A 16,792-nucleotide genomic window follows, 5' to 3' on the forward strand; every position below is an offset into this window, starting at 1 on the left:
CAGTCCTGCAACCATCCCCGACTAAGGTCCAGTACATAAAACCGTCCACAGTCTGTTTTGAAAGATGCGGGATTGCCCTAGAATAAGGGTATAAGAAAGAGAGCAGCGAAAGGCGGTGATAACAAATGCAAAGAAACAAAGGTAACGGACTTGCGATTGCGCTGATTGTAATCGGAGCGGTAATGCTGCTTGGCATTCTGCCTCACTTGATTTCAGGAATCTTCGGTATCCTGTTCCCGGCAGTGCTGGTTGTGCTCGGATACTACGGAATTAAGAGCGGCCGCAAGATTATCGGCTGGGTGGTGCTGTTCATCGGTGTCATGTCCCTGATCTCCAAGCTTTCCTGGATTATCGGTCCGCTGCTGGGTATTGCTCTGGTAGTGTGGGGCATCTCGGTACTGAGGGGCAAACAAAGCAGAACATACTAATACACACAGTCCATACTTATTAAGAAGCAGGGAGGGAGCAGGAAATCATGAGTGTTTTTCGCAGAATGAGGGACATCACCGTAGCCAACTTGAATGAACGCCTGGAGCAGAGCCAAGATCCGGTGAAGCTGATTGATCAATTTCTACATTCAACCCGTGAAGAGATCGGGGAGGCCGAACGGCTGTACCAGCAGTACGCTTCTCATACGAAGCAATTGCAGCAGCAGGTGAATCAGGCCACCGCCATGAGGAACAAACGTGAAGAGCAGGCGCTCCTCGCACTCAAGGCAGGCGAAGATCATCTGGCCAAGCTGGCATTGCAGGAGAAAATTATCCACGAGGAAAAGCTGGAGCAATACAGCGGGCTGCTGGAGACGAGCCAGCAATCACTTTTCGAACTGGAATCCCAGCTGAACGAGCTCAAAATGGAGTATCAGACGGTATACAGCAAACGCCAGTTCTATGCAGCACGGATGGAGTCGCTGCGGCTGCAGCAGCGCATGAATCAAAGAGCCGGTGCTTATGGCGGCGGCGGAGATGTTCCCAAAATGTTCGGCCGTCTGGAAGACAAGATGAACGATTGGGAGCTTGAAGCCAAAAGCCTGAGCGACTTGCGCCGGATGGGACAGGAATATGCGGTGCAGGCCGGAGAGACCGTGGCAACCGTACTCGAAAGAGAAATGGCCCGTCTAAAGGAGAAGCTGAACAATGATGGCAGAAAGGAGTAGTAGTATGACCCGATTGTATCGTTCAACAAGAGACAAAGTAATGACTGGGCTGGCAGGCGGATTGTCCGAGACTCTCGGCATTGACTCTACACTGTTCCGGATTCTGCTGGTGATCAGTATTCCATTTAGCGGTGGAGCTACAATCCTCGTATACTTTATCGCAGCAATGGTGATTGCCAAGGAGCCTAACCAGTACAATCCCTTCGGTCCCGGACCGGGTGGGCCGGGTGGCCCGTACGGCGGACCTTACTCCGGCGGACCTGAATATGGCCGCGGACCACAGGCTCCTCACCAAGGACCTCAGGGATATGGCCCCTATGGCGGACAGCCGGGCTACAATCCCAGCTATGACAAGGCAAGTGCTCACACAGCTCCCGATTCTGGCCTGGATGCCATGATGAAGGATATCGAGAAGAAGGCACTGCAAAAAGAAGTGGAAGAGCTCAAACAAAAACTTGCTAAATACGAGAAGGGAGAAGTGTAAATTATGGGAGTATTCAAACGGATTAAAGATATGACTAAGGCGTCGGTAAATGATATGTTGGATAAGGTAGAGGACCCGATTGTGATGCTGAATCAGTATCTGCGCGATATGGAGGCTGAGATTCATGAGGCTGAAGTAACGGTAGCGAAGCAAATGGCTAATGAACGCCGTATGAAACAGCGTGTGGACGAAGCTGCCAAGGTAGCCGGACAACGCGGGGCACAGGCTGAGCTTGCGCTGAAGAACGGGCAGGAGGAAGTTACCCGTAAGCTGCTGGAAGAGAAGATCTACTTCGACCAGAAGTTTACCGAGTATGGCGAGCTTCACGCACAGGCTGAAGTACAGGCCAAGGAACTGGTGCAGCAGCTTCATGATATGAAGGATGAGTTCTACAAAATGCGCAACAAACGCAATGAACTGGTATCCCGCGCTCAGATGGCTAAGGCCAAGAAGCAAATGTCCCAGATCAGCAGCGTACATTCCATCGAAAGCGGAAGTGCCTCCCTTGGCTTCCACCGTATGGAAGAAAAGATCATGCAGCTTGAAGCGGAAGCAGATGTCATGCGCGCTCCGTATAGTCCTTCGGCAACCGCATATGCTAAGCCGGTAGATCCTGAGAAGGAACTGAAAGTAGAGGAGCAGCTTGCCGCACTCAAGAACAAGCTGAACTCAACTCCAGCAGCCCCTCCTTTGAATAAAAAAGAACAATAATCCCTGTTCCTAAAGAACAGCCGGATATGATATGCTGATCAAGGTAAAGCCATACGGTATGGATTCTCCATACCGGTATGGCTTTTGTAGCGGATGCAGTATGTTGAAGATGTAGCTTCGCGATACTTCAGCTAATGCTTATGAGGTCAGTTTTGCTTCAAATATAAGAATTGATATGCTGCGCAGGAGGTGCGGAAATGGATAAACGGAACCGTTTGATTGCCATCGGATTGATTGGTGTAGGCTGCTTGATGATATTTGGCAAATGGCTCGGCTTCTTCTCCATTGTCGCACTCCTGTTCCTGCTGCTGGGAATCTACCGGACGACGTCGGGCAGGGTCAAGCAAGGCTATAAGCTAATGGGAGTCGGAGCGGTACTGCTGCTGCTGGATCATTTGCTGCTGGTGCTTGGCATCTGCCTGCTTTCGCTGGGGATGTTCTTTGTCAAATCGAAAAGAATGCAGCGCAAGGCGGGGTTTGTGCAGAAGCAAAGCTTTTCTTCCCGATTCGACTGGGATCTCTCGCCTTGGGTGATGCGCAGCCTGAGCGCCTGGCATGTGCTGGGTGAGGTGGATGTGGATCTTTCCCTGGCCATGGCGGAAGAGCAGGAGACGATTATGCTGTATCAGGGGATTTTTGGTGATGTGGATATCCTGCTGTCTGAGGATTACGGGGTGGAGATTGAGGCATTCGTGCTGTTCGGCTCGATTGAGACCGGCAGTAACCGCGATACGGGGATGCTGAACCGGCTGAACTGGAAGTCACCTAACTATGACAGCTGCGAGCATAAAGTGAAGTTTAACATTTCTTATCTGATGGGGGATCTGGACATACGCTTCCCCTAAGAGTATGTTAGACCAAGAGAGAAGGGAGAGCTCCCGGCATGGACAAAAAAAGCAGTAACATGGTAACGCGCAGTATGGGTGAGGGAGCTCTGTTCTCTCTGTTCATGCTGCTCGTTATTGCATATATTATGTATACATATGGGCTACTACGGCCGTTCGAGGATTGGCGGATTGGCGTAAGGACAGGATTGACGCTGATTCTGCTGCCGCTGGCTTTCGGAATCGGGTACGGCTTCTATCAGGGCTTCCGCAGCAAGCGCAAGCTGGAATTACTGCGGGCCACCCTGGTCGCCTGGGAGAAAGGCAATCTCACCCCGGCCATGCCGGACCTCGGCAATGATGAGCTGGGGCGGCTCGGGGAACAGCTCGGGCGGATCAGCGGCAAATGGGAGAATCAGGTGAACACGCTGCAGCGGCTCTCCACCAATAATGCGAAGCTTGCCGAGCAGGCGCGGGTTACGGCAATTATCGAGGAGCGGCAGCGGCTGGCACGGGAGCTGCATGATGCGGTATCACAGCAGCTGTTCGCCATCTCCATGACGGCAACGGCAGTAGGCCGGACCCTGGAGAAGGACTTCGACAAGGCACAGCGGCAAATCGCGCTGATCGAGGAGATGTCAGCAGTAGCCCAGTCGGAGATGAGGGCACTGCTGCTGCATCTAAGACCTGTGTATCTGGAAGGCAAGGGGCTGGAGGAAGGTCTCCAGGAGCTGATTAAGGAACTGAAGATCAAGGTGCCGATTGATATTGTGTTCGAGATGGATCAGGGCGTACAGCTGCTGAAGGGCGTGGAGAATCATTTATTCCGTATTGTGCAGGAGGCGATCTCCAATACGCTGCGCCATGCCAAAGCGGAGAAGATGGAGATCCGCCTGCACCGCCGCGGCGACACCGTCCGGCTGACGCTGCGTGATGACGGAATCGGCTTCGAGATGGATGACAGCAAACAGACATCCTACGGGCTGTCGAATATGCAGGAGCGGATCACAGAGATCGGGGGCTCGATCCAGTTCATCACCGCCCCCGGCAAAGGAATGCGGATCGATATTACCGTACCGGTAGTCAATGAATAGGAGGGCAGTTGTAACCATGGAGATAGATGAAGCGGAAGCAATCAAGGTCCTGCTTGTAGACGATCATGAGATGGTCCGGATCGGACTTGCTGCGGTGCTTGGCACCGAGGATGGAATCGAGGTCGTAGGTGAAGCCGGAAGCGGCGAAGAGGGCATCCGTCTGGCCCAGGAGTATACACCGGATGTGGTGCTGATGGATCTGGTCATGGACGGCATGGACGGAATCGAGACGACTAGACAGCTGCTGAAGCTGTACCCGGATTGCAAGGTGATTGTGTTGACCAGTTATTTAGATGATGAGAAGATGTATCCGGTGATTGAAGCGGGAGCCTTCAGTTACCTGCTTAAGACCTCACGGGCCAGCGAAGTCGCTGATGCGATCCGGGCAGCCGCCAGAGGCCAGTCAGTGCTGGAGTCGCAGGTGGCTTCCAAGATGATGAACCGGTTCCGTTCCAATGCAAGAGGAGAGGCACCGGCTTACAAAGAGCTTACTGAACGCGAGATGGAAGTGCTGAAGCTGTTAGCCCAGGGCAAATCCAACCAGGATATTGCCGATCAATTAATTATTGGAATCAAGACGGTGAAATTCCATGTCACGAATGTTCTTGCCAAGCTGGGGGTTGAAGACCGGACCCAGGCGGCTATTTATGCATATAAGAATGGACTGGCGGAGTAAGCTAAGTAGGAGTTTACTTACTATAACAATAGGAATTTATTAACAGACCAGGTATGCTCAAGATACCGTGGTCTGTTTTTTTATTTATGATAAAGCTATTCGTATGTATGACTCTCATGCTTGATGTTTATTATTTTACGGGTGAAGGTAAACACAGTCCAGCAGAAAGGCACAAGTAGGAGGAAGATTAAAAATTTTAAAAAAATCCGCCAATCCGCAGTGCCGTTTTCATATAAATCTGCGATAAGGGAATAAAGTGAAGGATTGCTTACGAAAAAGGTGAGTGCAAGAAGAATTGAGGCAATAGCAAAGGCATTCCTTATTTTGGTGTAATACTGAATCGCTTCCGTTCGTTCAGTGAAAATATTTAAGGGAGTTCCGTCGTTCTTTTTTTCCAGAATCAATAGCTCGGAATTAATGTTTCCAGGCAAACCTGCAAATGAAGTAGCTCCTTTCCCATAGGGACGCCAACGCTTATTGCCTATCGCAAACTTCCCGATGTTCAAGCTCTGAGAAAAATGAGTTAAACCTAAGTCATCTAAATATTCTTTATATTGGTCCAACTGCTGAATAGACTGATCGGCTACAAACTGTATTCTGTAAACATACTCTCTCGGATGGCAGGTTTCAAAACTGTAAAAGCACCCTCGAACCTGAACCAGCCGCCAGCCATCAGTTACCATAGAATTAAGCCATTTTTCCTGACTTTCGAGAGCATTAATAAAGACTTTAAAGACACTTTTTTTCATGTTTCAGCCTCCTCAATAGTTTGAAGTCCTAACTGGTAGAGTGAATGAAGTCTTTTTAATTCTAACAATGCACTTTCCTTTCCAGCCTCTGTAATTATGTATTGTTTTTTGTTGTTTTGAATATTATTGGTGTGGATCTCGATCCAGCCTTTCCCAGAACTTGAAAACTATCGAGCTAATCTTTGTTTATTTACAGGTTAACATGGAAGGTATATCTAGCGGTATCAAAACCCAACAATGGCTGATCAGCAGTCCTCAATCTTTATTAACAAAAATGTGTTTTCTGCGTATACCCTCTACTGTTTCTGGCTATCCTATGTAGTAGATTGCTAGAGTCAGTGAGAGGAAGATGAATAGATGAAGCAGAATGATCGGGGTTGCAGTCAAGATAAAGGGAAGCTGGCACTGCTGATGTTTTGTCTTTGTCTAACTTTGTTTATGCTGGCCGGATTCCGTAGTGGAGATAAACAGCTCACAGCCATAGTATCATCAGCTACTGATTCTGAATCTTCAGTTTTTGCCGGTCTGCCGGAGTCGTTGTCTCTGTTATCATCAGTTGGGCAAGAGGTAATAGTTCCAGGTACAACGTTACGTGTTGTCCTTAAATGGCAGGGACAATACAGCGGGGATAGCGATGAATCGGAAGAGAATGCCACCATGCTGGCAGAACAGCTTGGTCTCGGAAAGGTTGCCAGAAGTGATAAGGATGGGTATATGACGTATAGAGCCGCTGCTTCCCAAGGTGATTTCAGCAAGCTATCCATGCTCTGGACTAATCTGGAACAGGGTGGAAGTTATGTGTTTGTAACCTTCGAAACCCAGAATCCGCTGAAGGCAGAATGGTCTCAGGATGCGGCAGAGAAAACGGGTAAACTGATGATGGCGGCTGGAATCACGCCAGAATGGAACGCATCTTTACAGGGCACAGCCTCGTCGTTGGAATCACCTGGGGAGGCAATTACAGCAATTGAAGGTACTATTGAAGCAGAAAAGAGTGGATTGCATGCAGTAGAAAGTTATGAGGATGTGTCCACGATCAGCCGATCCTATGCGGTTCCAGGTATCAAACGGTTCGTGAACAGCGGTGACCATAAGATTGGCATGCAAATGGCTGTACATAAAAATGACAAGGATAACAGCAATAGGGTGACAATCGGACTCCCTCTTATTACTATAGAATATTAGGCTTTGAATTGTTGGATGTATGTTGTGACGTTATAATGGTGGTGTACTTCCTTGGCAAGAAAAGATGTGAGATGCTAGGAATATAAGCGTAATCCGGTGAAGGCATAAGAAAGAGTAATGGAAAAGTGCGAAATCCCGAGAAAAACTGTCAGGAATGTGATGGCATCCTCCGTGCAATTATGATAAAATGACATCACGCCTATAGTCGTATGTTGTTTCATACCAGGCGATGAGAATGAATGTCAACTATATTACATACAGAGAGATGAGGAGCCATGGCTGAAAATCAAACCCTTGATGCACTGCATACACCCGGTGCTGTATTCTTTATCTTCGGGGCAACCGGAGATCTGGCCCGGCGTAAGCTTTTTCCGGCGATTTACAGTTTGTACCGTGAAGGCAAGCTGACCCAAGATTTTGCGGTCATTGGCGTGGCTCGGCGTCCCCGCACCCAGGATGAATTCCGGGAAGATGTGAAGGAATCCATCCGCGAATTCTGCCGTTATCAGGCAGGTGATGCTGCGGAATGGAACGAGTTCGTACAGCATTTTGAATACAAGTCACTCGACATCAATAATATTGACGGCTTCCGTGAGCTGAATGAGCAGACGGAGCGGCTGGAAGAGAAGTTCCATATTCCGGGCAACCGCATGTTCTATCTGGCGCTTGCGCCTGAGCTGTTCGGCAGCGTATCCTTCAACCTCAAGGCAGGCGGGATGCTGCAGGCCAGAGGCTGGAACCGTCTGGTCATCGAGAAGCCGTTCGGCTACAATCTCGAATCCGCTGAGGAACTGAACGAACAGATCCGCCAAGTCTTCAAGGAAGAGGAGATCTACCGGATTGACCACTACCTGGGTAAGGAAATGGTTCAGAATATTGAAGTGATCCGGTTCGCCAATGCCTTCTTTGAGCCATTGTGGAACAACAAGCATATCGCCAACATTCAGATTACACTCGGCGAGACGGTGGGCGTGGAAGAACGCGGCGGGTATTACGATCATGCGGGGGCGCTGCGCGATATGGGCCAGAACCATATTTTGCAGCTGCTGACGATGATCGCTATGGAACCGCCTAGCCGTCTGCTGGCTGAAGATATCCGTGATGAGAAGGTGAAGGTTCTACGTTCGCTGCGTCCTTACGCGACCGCTGATGAAGTCCGCGAGAACGTAGTTCGCGGCCAATACACTCAAGGTCTCTACAAGGGCAAGACGCTTCCGGCTTACCGCCAGGAAGACAAAGTGGACCCGGAATCGAATACAGAGACGTATTTCGCAGCCCGTGTGTTCGTGGATAACTTCCGCTGGGCTGGAGTTCCTTTCTATATCCGTACCGGCAAACGCCTGCCTGTGAAGACCACCGAAGTGGTTGTAGAGTTCAAAGGAATGCCGACCAACGTCTACTTGGGCCAGAAGCACAAGCTCGAGCCGAACCTGCTCGTCATCCGTGTCAATCCGATGGAAGGCATCTACGTGAAGATCAATGCGAAGAAGCCGGGCTCGGAATCCGAGATTCAGCCGCTGGCCATGGATTTCTGCCAGAGCTGCATGATCGGCATCAACTCGCCGGAAGCGTATGAGCGTCTGTTGCATGATGCTGCACGCGGCGATTCCACCTACTTCACCCGCTGGGATGAAGTGTCCTCGGCCTGGTCCTTCGTGGACCGGATTGCCAAGGCGTGGAAGGAAGAGAGCAACGACTTGGCTTCCTATCCTGCGGGCTCCTGGGGTCCGGTTGAAGCCGACCAATTGCTTGCCGGAGAAGGCTTCCACTGGTGGCCGGTCAACGGCCAGGATGAAGACAATGTGGTCTGGCAGGTTAACCGCTAGTCCCTGAAGAAGAACTGTTACAGATCCTCCTGCATCTCGTTGCGGGGGGATCTTTTTGCTGAATCGTGAATTTATATTACAAGATATTTCACTACAGGCGCTTTTTTGTAGATAATCTCTGCCGGATTTTGCTATACTGAGAAGGATGCTTTCAACATAAAGATTTCTAAGCCTAGCGCTATAGATGATCCTATACATGGTAAACGTTACGTTCAAGAAATAGACGTTGAATCTCTAAGGAAAGGATCTGAATCCATGAATAGCAGTCCGATTTGATCGATCCGGCAATAGAGGCAGAAGTAAGCATGAATTTATAGATGAAGGGATATGTGCAATGAATAAAGCAACGGACCATAAGCTTCAGAGTGAAGTAGACAAACGCAGAACCTTTGCGATTATTTCCCACCCGGATGCGGGTAAAACTACACTGACAGAGAAACTGCTGCTCTTCGGAGGTGCCATCCGTCTGGCAGGTACAGTCAAAGCCCGTAAGGCAAGCAAGCACGCCACCAGTGACTGGATGGAAATTGAGAAGCAGCGCGGAATCTCGGTTACGTCCTCTGTGATGCAGTTTGATTACCTGGACCACCGGGTGAACATTCTGGATACTCCGGGTCACCAGGATTTCAGTGAAGACACCTATCGTACGCTAACTGCGGCTGATAGCGCGGTGATGCTGATCGACGTAGCCAAGGGTGTGGAGACACAGACAATCAAGCTGTTCCAGGTCTGCGCGAAGCGCGGCATTCCGATCTTCACCTTCATTAATAAGCTGGACCGTGAAGGCCGCAGCCCGTTTGATCTGATGGAGGAGCTGGAGAATGTGCTGGGCATCCGCTCGGTGCCGATGAACTGGCCGATTGGGATGGGCCGTGAGCTGTGCGGCGTGTATGACCGGATGAAGAATCAGGTCGAGCTGTTCCAGGGCGATGACCATTCCGTAATTAAAGTACAGAAGGTGGAGAGCTACCGCGACCCGATTATCCGGGAGATGGCGGGGGAGTACCTGCATGATCAGCTATGCGCGGATCTGGAGCTGCTGGATGTAGCGGGCGATCCGTTTGACTATGAGAAGGTGCTGCGCGGGGAGATTACTCCGGTATTCTTCGGCAGTGCTATCAACAACTTCGGTGTACAGACGTTCCTGGATAATTTCCTGGAGCTTGCACCGAAGCCTGAACCACGCCGCAGTACAGCTGGTGCTGTAGAACCGACGAATGAGAAATTCACTGGCTATGTATTCAAAATCCAGGCGAACATGAATCCCGCACACCGTGACCGCATCGCCTTCCTGCGTATCGTGTCCGGCAAGTTCCAGCGTGGAATGAGTGTGAAGCATGTGCGTGCCGGCAAGGACATCAAGCTTTCCCAGCCGCAGCAGTTCCTTGCCCAGGACAGGGACATTGTGGAAGAGGCGTATCCGGGGGATATTATCGGTCTGTTCGACCCGGGCATCTTCCGGATTGGCGACACGCTCAGCCAGGCCGGAGATATTGAATTCGATGAGCTGCCGACCTTCTCGCCGGAGATTTTCTCCAAAGTCACCATTAAGAATGCGCTGAAGTCGAAGCAATTCCAGAAGGGGATTGACCAGCTGACCGAAGAGGGCATGATCCAGGTGTTCCGTACCGTCAACTTCGATGACATTCTGCTGGGTGTAGTCGGACAACTGCAGTTCGAGGTGTTCGAATACCGCATGAAGGGTGAGTATGGCGTGGATGTGCAGCTGCAGCGGATGAGCTACCAGTTCGCACGCTGGATCGTGGATGAGAACAAGCCGGATGCCAGTAAGTTCCGGATCAACTCCACTCTGGTTACGGACAAGAAGGGTAATTACGTAGTGCTGTTCGAGAACGAATACGCCATGCGGACCGCGATGGAGAAGAATCCGACCGCGAAGTTCCTGGAGACTGCGCCTTGAAGGGTGTAATAGAAGCAGGATGAGCAGTTAAGCATATGTACGATTAGGCTATAAAAAACCTCCGGCTCCACCTGTGCAGCAGCATGGTGGGGTGCGGAGGTTTTTGACGGGATGGGTCTCCTCTACGAGGTGATGGACCCTGGGGTAAGCTTGTCCAGATGTCTGTGCAGCATAGAGAGAACCCGGTCCTGCTTCGCAGGGTCGAGGTCCTTCCAGATCATCTCAAAGACGACACCCAGTCCGGGAAGCGCGGCTTCCGGCCCGTCTACGGAATTCTCAATGACCTCCCGCAGACCTTCTTCGGACTGGCCGTGCACCTTGTGAATGATGGCCTGGCGCAAATCAAGGGTGACTGGCATAATCGGCCTCCTTAAAGTTTTGTGAGCATCTGCTTCCTGAATCAGCATCGCAAAACTGACTTCGAAAGCAGGGGCTTAGTCAGGTAAGCAGCCTTCTTATAAGGTGCCCTGCGGGAGCGCTGAACATTCAAGTTTATAACGGCTTATGCTATACTGTGTGAGATGTATTATACGTGCGGGAGGGACAAGGCTTAATGGCAAAAAAACAGTATGCCATCATCGGCATGGGCCGCTTCGGTTCAAGTGTGGCCAAGGCGCTCAGCGGGATGGGCTATGAGGTGCTGGCCATTGATGCAGATGAACAGCGCACCCAGGAAATCTCCAATATTGTGACCCATGCCGTATCTGCAGACTCCACGGATGAAGAGGCGCTGCGTGCACTTGGCATCCGTAACTTCGATGTGGTGGTAGTTGCCATCGGTGAGGATATTCAGGCCAGCATTCTGACAACGCTGATTTTGAAGGATCTGGGCGTACCTGCGATTATCGCCAAAGCCAAAAGCGAGCTGCACGGCAAGGTGCTGGGTAAAATCGGAGCAGATAAGGTGATCTACCCGGAGCGGGACATGGGGATGCGGGTGGCGCATCATCTCGCTTCTCCGAACATCCTCGATTACATCGAGCTGTCACCGGAGTACAGCATTCTGGACATGAAGGTCTCAGGACCGATGCTGGGCAAGAACCTGCAGGAGCTTGATATACGCGCCAAATATGGGTGTAATGTTATGGCGATCCGTAAGGGCGAGGAAATGAATATCTCCCCCAGAGCGGAGGACCGCCTGACCGAGGGTGATGTCCTTGTCATTGTCGGACGGAAGGATAATCTGACGAAGCTGGAAATGGCTTATCAATAGGAATCTGTAAGCAACAGAAAGGTAGGACCCTATGGAAATTATGTCGCCGCAGAACACGCGGGTGAAGGAATGGGCCGGACTGCAGGAGAAGAAGCACCGTGACCGGTCCGGCAAATATATCGTAGAAGGCATTCATCTAGTGCAGGAGGCGTTGCAAGCCGAAGCGGATGTGGAATGCCTAGCGTACGACCTCGATAAAGGGATGCCGTCTGAGCTGAAGCCGCTGCTTCAGGCCGTACAGGGCATGGAGGTCATCGGCGTATCGGCGGCGGTGGTTGCCAAGTGCAGCAGCACGGGTACCCCGCAGCCGGTGTTCGCCATTGTGCGGAAGGAGCAGAAGGGGATAGAGGCCATTCTGGCGAAGCCGGACAGCCTGGTTGTGGTGCTGGACGGGGTCCAGGACCCCGGCAATGTAGGCACTATCATCCGCAGCGCGGATGCGGCGGGCGCGGACGGCGTAATCCTCGGCCAGGGCTGCGCCGATCTGTTCAATCCCAAGACCATCCGGTCCACAATGGGCTCGATGTTCCATCTCCCCGTAGTGGAGGGAGAGCTCGGCACGATTCTGCCACAGGCACGGGAGCGTGGTACGCTGCTTGTCAGCACTTCGCTGACGGGCGAGGATTCCTGCTACACCCATGATTTTCACGGCAGTCAGTGGCTGCTGATCGGCAGCGAAGGACAGGGGATCTCCCCGGAGACGGCCGCAATGGTCGATAAAAGCATCCTCATCCCGATGGCCGGCCGTGCCGAATCGCTGAACGCCGCGATGGCTGCAACGATCCTGCTGTTTGAGGGGATGCGGCAGCGGGGGAATTATCTTAACCAACCTTTATAACTTTCACAACAGAGTCAGTCCCGGTGTGTCTGAATAAGACGTAATGCATCCGGGGCTTTTTTGTATTCTTTTTCAGCTTCAATACTATGAATAGGAGTGATGAATATGGGGATTATTGTGGCGATTGGCGGAGGAGAGATTAGCGAATTAGAGACTTTGGCAATCGATCAAACGATTGTAGGTTTAACGAATAAAAGGAATCCCAAAGCATTGTTCATCCCTACAGCCAGTATGGATGCGGAAGGATATTGTGACTCTTTTCAATTAGTATATGGTGACCGGTTGGGGTGTGAGATTAAGCATTTGCTGCTGACGAAAAATACATATGCACCAGAAGAAATAGAAAATATGATTTTATCCGCCGATTTAATCTATGTGGGTGGCGGTAATACGAGGAAGATGCTGGACATCTGGCGGGAGCATGGTGTGGATACTTTGCTGAAGCAAGCGTACGCCTCGGGGGTTGTGTTGTCAGGAATGAGTGCGGGTTCGATCTGCTGGTACGAATACGGTCATAGTGACACAGAGGCGTTCGATACTAATGGAGAATGGATCTATATCAAATTGCAGGCGATGGGGATATTACCAGGGATTCACTGTCCTCATTATAATGAAGACAACCGCGAGGCAGATTTCTTGGAAATGGTTAAGGGAATGGATACAACTGGCGTAGCCATTGAGAATCACTGCGCCATTATTTATAAAGATGATGGGTATAAAGTGATCTCTTCCAGAGAACAGGCCAAGGCCTATAAGATACAAAAGATCAATCAGCAGATGATCGTGACGGAGATTGAGAAGCATGCTGAATATAATGAGATAGTGAATATGTGATTAAAAGAAGCCCGCACTCCGCCTATCCGGCCAGAGTACGGGCTTTTGAATGTTCAGAGGACATCCTGTCCGTTTTCGCTTTCGGTGTAGATGGAGATCAGCACAATCGCGGTGTCTTCTCCGGTATTTTTGACGGAATGGGGGGTGCAGGCATTCCAGCTAAAGGAATCACCTTCGGTAAATTCGGCTCCGTCTTCCCCTTGCTGCGCATAGATAGTCCCTTTAATGACGACATGGACCTCCTGTCCTTCATGCGCATGGGGGGCATCGCCGATCATGGCACCGGGAGGGAACTCGACGATCGACATCCGTACATTTTGGGTGGAGCTGAGGTGTTCGACTTTTAGCTCAGCTGCGCCGCTGGTGGTGATTCTCCGTTCATCCTTGCGGACAATCTGCATGCGCTCTTCCTTTTTTAGCAGCAAATAAGCAAGCGGAACCTTCAGAGCCTGGGCGATATTCTCCAGTGTAGCGATGGAAGGTGAGGTCTTATTGGTTTCGACCTGGCTCATGAAGCCTTGGGAGAGGCCGGTAGTGTCGCATATTTGCGCGATGGTGATATTTTTCCGCTTGCGGATTGCCCGTATTGTAGCACCGATATCCATAGGATCACACCTTCGTAATATTTGTAATACTAAACTTATTTTCATATTAACAATTTCATGATTGACAAGTCAATGTGGGTTGCGTTAAATTACTCATATAGAAAATATATTATTATAACTAATATTTAAACGAGGAACTTCAGTATGGAGGAAGATAAGATGAACCCTAAGTATTCATATAATATTCATTTACCGGATGGGCTTGAGCAAGGCAGGAAGTACCCGGTGATCTTTACTTTTCACGGCAAGGGCTCTAATGAGCGCAATATGTTCGGTCTGGTGGCGCCGCTGGCTGAGGAGTTCATTATTATCGGGGTTCGCGGGAATCTGGCACTGGGTACGGGGTATCAATATTATGATTTGAAAAGCCTGGGCAACCCCATCCGTGAGATGTTTGACCAAGCTGTCAGCGATCTTGAGGCTTTCATTCACTATGCAACGCAGCAGTATCCGGTCGATCCGGACAGACGTTATTTGCTCGGCTTCAGCCAAGGGGCCATTCTGTCCATGACGCTTGCGCTTACGATGGGGGAGCAGTTGAAGGGGATTGTCGCACTGAATGGATATATTCCCGAATTTGTGAAAACGGAGTACAAGCTTCGTAGCCTGAAGAACGTGTCTGTCTTCGCTTCGCATGGTGAATACGATTCGGTGTTCCCGCCGCGCATTGGACATGAGACTGCCGCCTATCTGGAGGGGCAAACCGAACGGCTGACCTTCAGACTATATCCGTCCGACCATGGCGTAACTGAAGAGAACCAGCATGATTTCTTGCAGTGGCTCAAGCAGGACGCCGGATTAACCATTAAAAAGGAGTGATTATCGATGATGCCTTCCTATTTTTTTGCTCACGGAGCTCCATCTATTGTCCTTGAAGATAATGCCTACACCAAGCTGCTGAAAGAGTTCAAAGACCATATGCCTAAACCGAAAGCCATCGTTCTCTTCTCGGCTCATTGGGAGGAATCCGTGCAGTCCGTGGGCGCGGCGGCAACGTATGATACCATTTATGACTTTGGCGGGTTCCAGGACGAGCTGTACCAGATGACGTATCCGGCACATGGCGATCCGGCTCTCGCGGAGCAGATTCAGAAGCTTTTGACCGCGGGAGGGGTGAAGAATGTCAGGGATGAACAAAGAGGACTAGATCACGGCGCATGGGCAGTGCTGAAGCTCCTCTACCCGGAAGCGGATATTCCGGTTGTGGCGATGTCTGTGAATCGTGATCTGTCTAATGCCCGGCAATATGAGATCGGCAAGGCGCTGGCGGCGCTGCGTGAACAGGATGTGCTTATCATCGCCAGCGGGGGAACCGTTCATAATCTGCGGAGGTTAAACTGGAATTCGGATGAGATCAACGGGTGGGCCGAGCAGTTCGATCATTGGATTCAGGAGAAGGTGGAAGCATGGGATACAGAAGCGCTGTTCCAATACGAGGAGCTTGCTCCTTATGCGGAGATGGCGGTCCCAACGAGTGAGCATTTTATTCCGCTGTTCATCGCTATGGGAGCGGGAGACACGGGGCGTAATGCGCAGCTGCTTCACCGGAGTTATCAGTATGGTAATCTAAGCTTGAGCTGCTGGCAGTTTAATTAAAATGTGGAGAACTCCGATGATCAACTTCGGCAATCTCCTTGGCATCAGGCATGTCAAGCTGTCGGGTAGGAAGGAATTTCCGGTCCACTTTTCAATACATTCTTGGTAAGGTAGGGGGACTGCTATTCTGAAGAGGTGAAGATTATGCAAAAGAAACATTGTGCATTCTGCGATCAGATTGTCCGCATTACAGCAGACGGCGAGTACGATCAGTATATCGACTGCTCCTGCTCTCCTGGCGGAAGCTACGGTCTGCTTAGAGATAGCTATGAATCAATTCTGGCGCTCTCGTTCCAGCAGAAGCGGGACATGCTGCATCTGATCTCAGGTTATATCCGTGAAAAGACGGATTGTGGCGAGAAGGTGATCCTTGCGTTCAGCGATCTGGAGGATATTGTGAATGCCCCGGGTATTCCGGTAACGGCTGAGGATAAAGGGGACCGGCTGTTGCAGTATCTGTATAGGCATTCTAGTGGCCCCGGGGAGCCCGTAGTGATTCATCCCCTGTCCCGCAGCTACAATCTGACGTATTCTCCCAATCTGCAGGAGCTGGTCTATATTATTGACAGGCTGCAAAATGAGAATCTGTTAGTCCGGGAAGGTATGAACTTCTCTTTGACCCCTATGGGGTGGGAGGAAGCTTCTGCAAACGCAGGAGGCCGGATTTTACAACAATGTCTGGTTCTTCTGCCGGATGATGAGAAGCTGCAGGCGGAATGGCAGGACAAGCTGTGGGCCAAAATCGAGCAGTTTGGCTATTTCCCTCGTTTGCTTGCCAGCAAGAACGAAGCTGCGAATTCGCTGGTGCCTGTGGCGGACAGCAAGCTGGTTATTGCGGACCTCACAGGCCAGTCATCTGAGGTGTATCTGGCAGCGGGCTATGCGCTTGGGCTGAACATTCCGGTAATCTGGACGGTCAGAAGCGATGAGGCAGATACATTAAGGATCCATCTTCAGGAGATACGTCCGCTGGTTTGGGATACTGCGGAAGAGCTGATGGTATTGCTTCAGCAAGAACTTTTGAAATAATAGTTGCATAGTTGTTTGATCCATGTTATATTATAAAAGTTGCTGGTGACG

Annotated in this window: 19 protein-coding genes; 16 read left to right on the forward strand and 3 right to left on the reverse strand. The window is 50.7% G+C overall.

From position 1 onward, the window contains the following. Window positions 1-125 precede the first annotated feature (125 nt). From MKY96_RS01560 to MKY96_RS01590, 7 genes are all read left to right on the forward strand, one after another. The gene (locus tag MKY96_RS01560) at window positions 126-428 is read left to right on the forward strand and encodes a LiaF transmembrane domain-containing protein (protein ID WP_036731138.1); all 303 of its coding nucleotides are present in this window, start codon (window positions 126-128) and stop codon (window positions 426-428) included. Between the two features lie 47 nt (window positions 429-475). Beyond that, entirely contained in the window at window positions 476-1,156 is a 681-nt protein-coding gene (locus tag MKY96_RS01565) for a PspA/IM30 family protein (protein ID WP_340938118.1), read from the forward strand. Window positions 1,157-1,160: 4 nt separating this feature from the next. Beyond that, a complete protein-coding gene (locus MKY96_RS01570) occupies window positions 1,161-1,640 on the forward strand; it encodes a PspC domain-containing protein (protein WP_076082064.1) in 480 nt (159 codons plus the stop codon). 3 nt (window positions 1,641-1,643) lie between these two features. Then, on the forward strand, window positions 1,644-2,351 hold the full coding sequence (locus MKY96_RS01575; protein WP_036700284.1) for a PspA/IM30 family protein: 708 nt from the start codon (window positions 1,644-1,646) through the stop codon (window positions 2,349-2,351). 197 nt (window positions 2,352-2,548) lie between these two features. After that, window positions 2,549-3,196, forward strand: coding sequence for a cell wall-active antibiotics response protein LiaF (gene liaF / locus MKY96_RS01580; RefSeq protein WP_076081998.1), 648 nt, complete (start codon window positions 2,549-2,551; stop codon window positions 3,194-3,196). A 38-nt stretch (window positions 3,197-3,234) separates the two neighbouring features. Continuing rightward, on the forward strand, window positions 3,235-4,269 hold the full coding sequence (locus MKY96_RS01585; protein WP_340938120.1) for a sensor histidine kinase: 1,035 nt from the start codon (window positions 3,235-3,237) through the stop codon (window positions 4,267-4,269). Between the two features lie 16 nt (window positions 4,270-4,285). Further along, a complete protein-coding gene (locus MKY96_RS01590; RefSeq protein ID WP_173140636.1) occupies window positions 4,286-4,945 on the forward strand; it encodes a response regulator in 660 nt (219 codons plus the stop codon). Between the two features lie 95 nt (window positions 4,946-5,040). On the opposite strand, the gene MKY96_RS01595 is transcribed toward MKY96_RS01590, so the two are convergent. Next, the gene (locus MKY96_RS01595) at window positions 5,041-5,694 is read right to left on the reverse strand and encodes a DUF2812 domain-containing protein (protein WP_340938125.1); all 654 of its coding nucleotides are present in this window, start codon (window positions 5,692-5,694) and stop codon (window positions 5,041-5,043) included. Between the two features lie 357 nt (window positions 5,695-6,051). Between MKY96_RS01595 and MKY96_RS01600 the strand changes: the two genes are divergently transcribed. The 3 genes from MKY96_RS01600 to MKY96_RS01610 all read left to right on the forward strand — a co-directional run bounded on the left by MKY96_RS01600 (window position 6,052) and on the right by MKY96_RS01610 (window position 10,626). Then, window positions 6,052-6,879: a YwmB family TATA-box binding protein gene (locus tag MKY96_RS01600; RefSeq protein WP_340938128.1), complete on the forward strand. Its 828-nt coding sequence runs from the start codon at window positions 6,052-6,054 to the stop codon at window positions 6,877-6,879. A gap of 275 nt (window positions 6,880-7,154) precedes the next feature. After that, window positions 7,155-8,705: a glucose-6-phosphate dehydrogenase gene (gene zwf / locus MKY96_RS01605; RefSeq protein ID WP_036731156.1), complete on the forward strand. Its 1,551-nt coding sequence runs from the start codon at window positions 7,155-7,157 to the stop codon at window positions 8,703-8,705. A gap of 334 nt (window positions 8,706-9,039) precedes the next feature. Next, window positions 9,040-10,626: a peptide chain release factor 3 gene (locus tag MKY96_RS01610; protein ID WP_340938131.1), complete on the forward strand. Its 1,587-nt coding sequence runs from the start codon at window positions 9,040-9,042 to the stop codon at window positions 10,624-10,626. Window positions 10,627-10,748: 122 nt separating this feature from the next. Here MKY96_RS01610 and MKY96_RS01615 read toward each other — a convergent pair whose 3' ends face one another. After that, on the reverse strand, window positions 10,749-10,985 hold the full coding sequence (locus MKY96_RS01615) for a small acid-soluble spore protein SspI (protein ID WP_036700271.1): 237 nt from the start codon (window positions 10,983-10,985) through the stop codon (window positions 10,749-10,751). A gap of 194 nt (window positions 10,986-11,179) precedes the next feature. Here MKY96_RS01615 and MKY96_RS01620 point away from each other — a divergent pair, with 194 nt between their 5' ends. From MKY96_RS01620 to MKY96_RS01630, 3 genes are all read left to right on the forward strand, one after another. Beyond that, the gene (locus MKY96_RS01620) at window positions 11,180-11,839 is read left to right on the forward strand and encodes a potassium channel family protein (protein WP_340938132.1); all 660 of its coding nucleotides are present in this window, start codon (window positions 11,180-11,182) and stop codon (window positions 11,837-11,839) included. Window positions 11,840-11,870: 31 nt separating this feature from the next. Continuing rightward, window positions 11,871-12,677 (forward strand): TrmH family RNA methyltransferase, encoded by an 807-nt coding sequence (locus MKY96_RS01625; RefSeq protein WP_340938136.1) that lies wholly within the window; start codon window positions 11,871-11,873, stop codon window positions 12,675-12,677. Between the two features lie 105 nt (window positions 12,678-12,782). Beyond that, window positions 12,783-13,511 carry a Type 1 glutamine amidotransferase-like domain-containing protein gene (locus tag MKY96_RS01630; protein ID WP_340938138.1) on the forward strand — a complete coding sequence of 243 codons (729 nt, stop codon included), beginning with the start codon at window positions 12,783-12,785 and terminating at the stop codon, window positions 13,509-13,511. A 53-nt stretch (window positions 13,512-13,564) separates the two neighbouring features. Here the strand turns inward: MKY96_RS01630 and MKY96_RS01635 are convergent, their stop codons facing one another. After that, on the reverse strand, window positions 13,565-14,116 hold the full coding sequence (locus MKY96_RS01635) for a helix-turn-helix domain-containing protein (RefSeq protein WP_209878909.1): 552 nt from the start codon (window positions 14,114-14,116) through the stop codon (window positions 13,565-13,567). A gap of 159 nt (window positions 14,117-14,275) precedes the next feature. On the opposite strand from MKY96_RS01635, the gene MKY96_RS01640 reads away from it, so the two are divergent. From MKY96_RS01640 to MKY96_RS01650, 3 genes are all read left to right on the forward strand, one after another. Next, a complete protein-coding gene (locus MKY96_RS01640) occupies window positions 14,276-14,935 on the forward strand; it encodes an alpha/beta hydrolase (protein ID WP_340938142.1) in 660 nt (219 codons plus the stop codon). 6 nt (window positions 14,936-14,941) lie between these two features. Further along, on the forward strand, window positions 14,942-15,712 hold the full coding sequence (locus MKY96_RS01645) for a dioxygenase family protein (RefSeq protein WP_340938144.1): 771 nt from the start codon (window positions 14,942-14,944) through the stop codon (window positions 15,710-15,712). A gap of 144 nt (window positions 15,713-15,856) precedes the next feature. Beyond that, window positions 15,857-16,741: a hypothetical protein gene (locus MKY96_RS01650; protein WP_340938148.1), complete on the forward strand. Its 885-nt coding sequence runs from the start codon at window positions 15,857-15,859 to the stop codon at window positions 16,739-16,741. Window positions 16,742-16,792: the final 51 nt, after the last annotated feature.

Origin of the sequence: Paenibacillus sp. FSL R7-0302 (genome assembly GCF_038006885.1) — a bacterium.
Taxonomy (GTDB): Bacteria; Bacillota; Bacilli; order Paenibacillales; family Paenibacillaceae; genus Paenibacillus_AQ.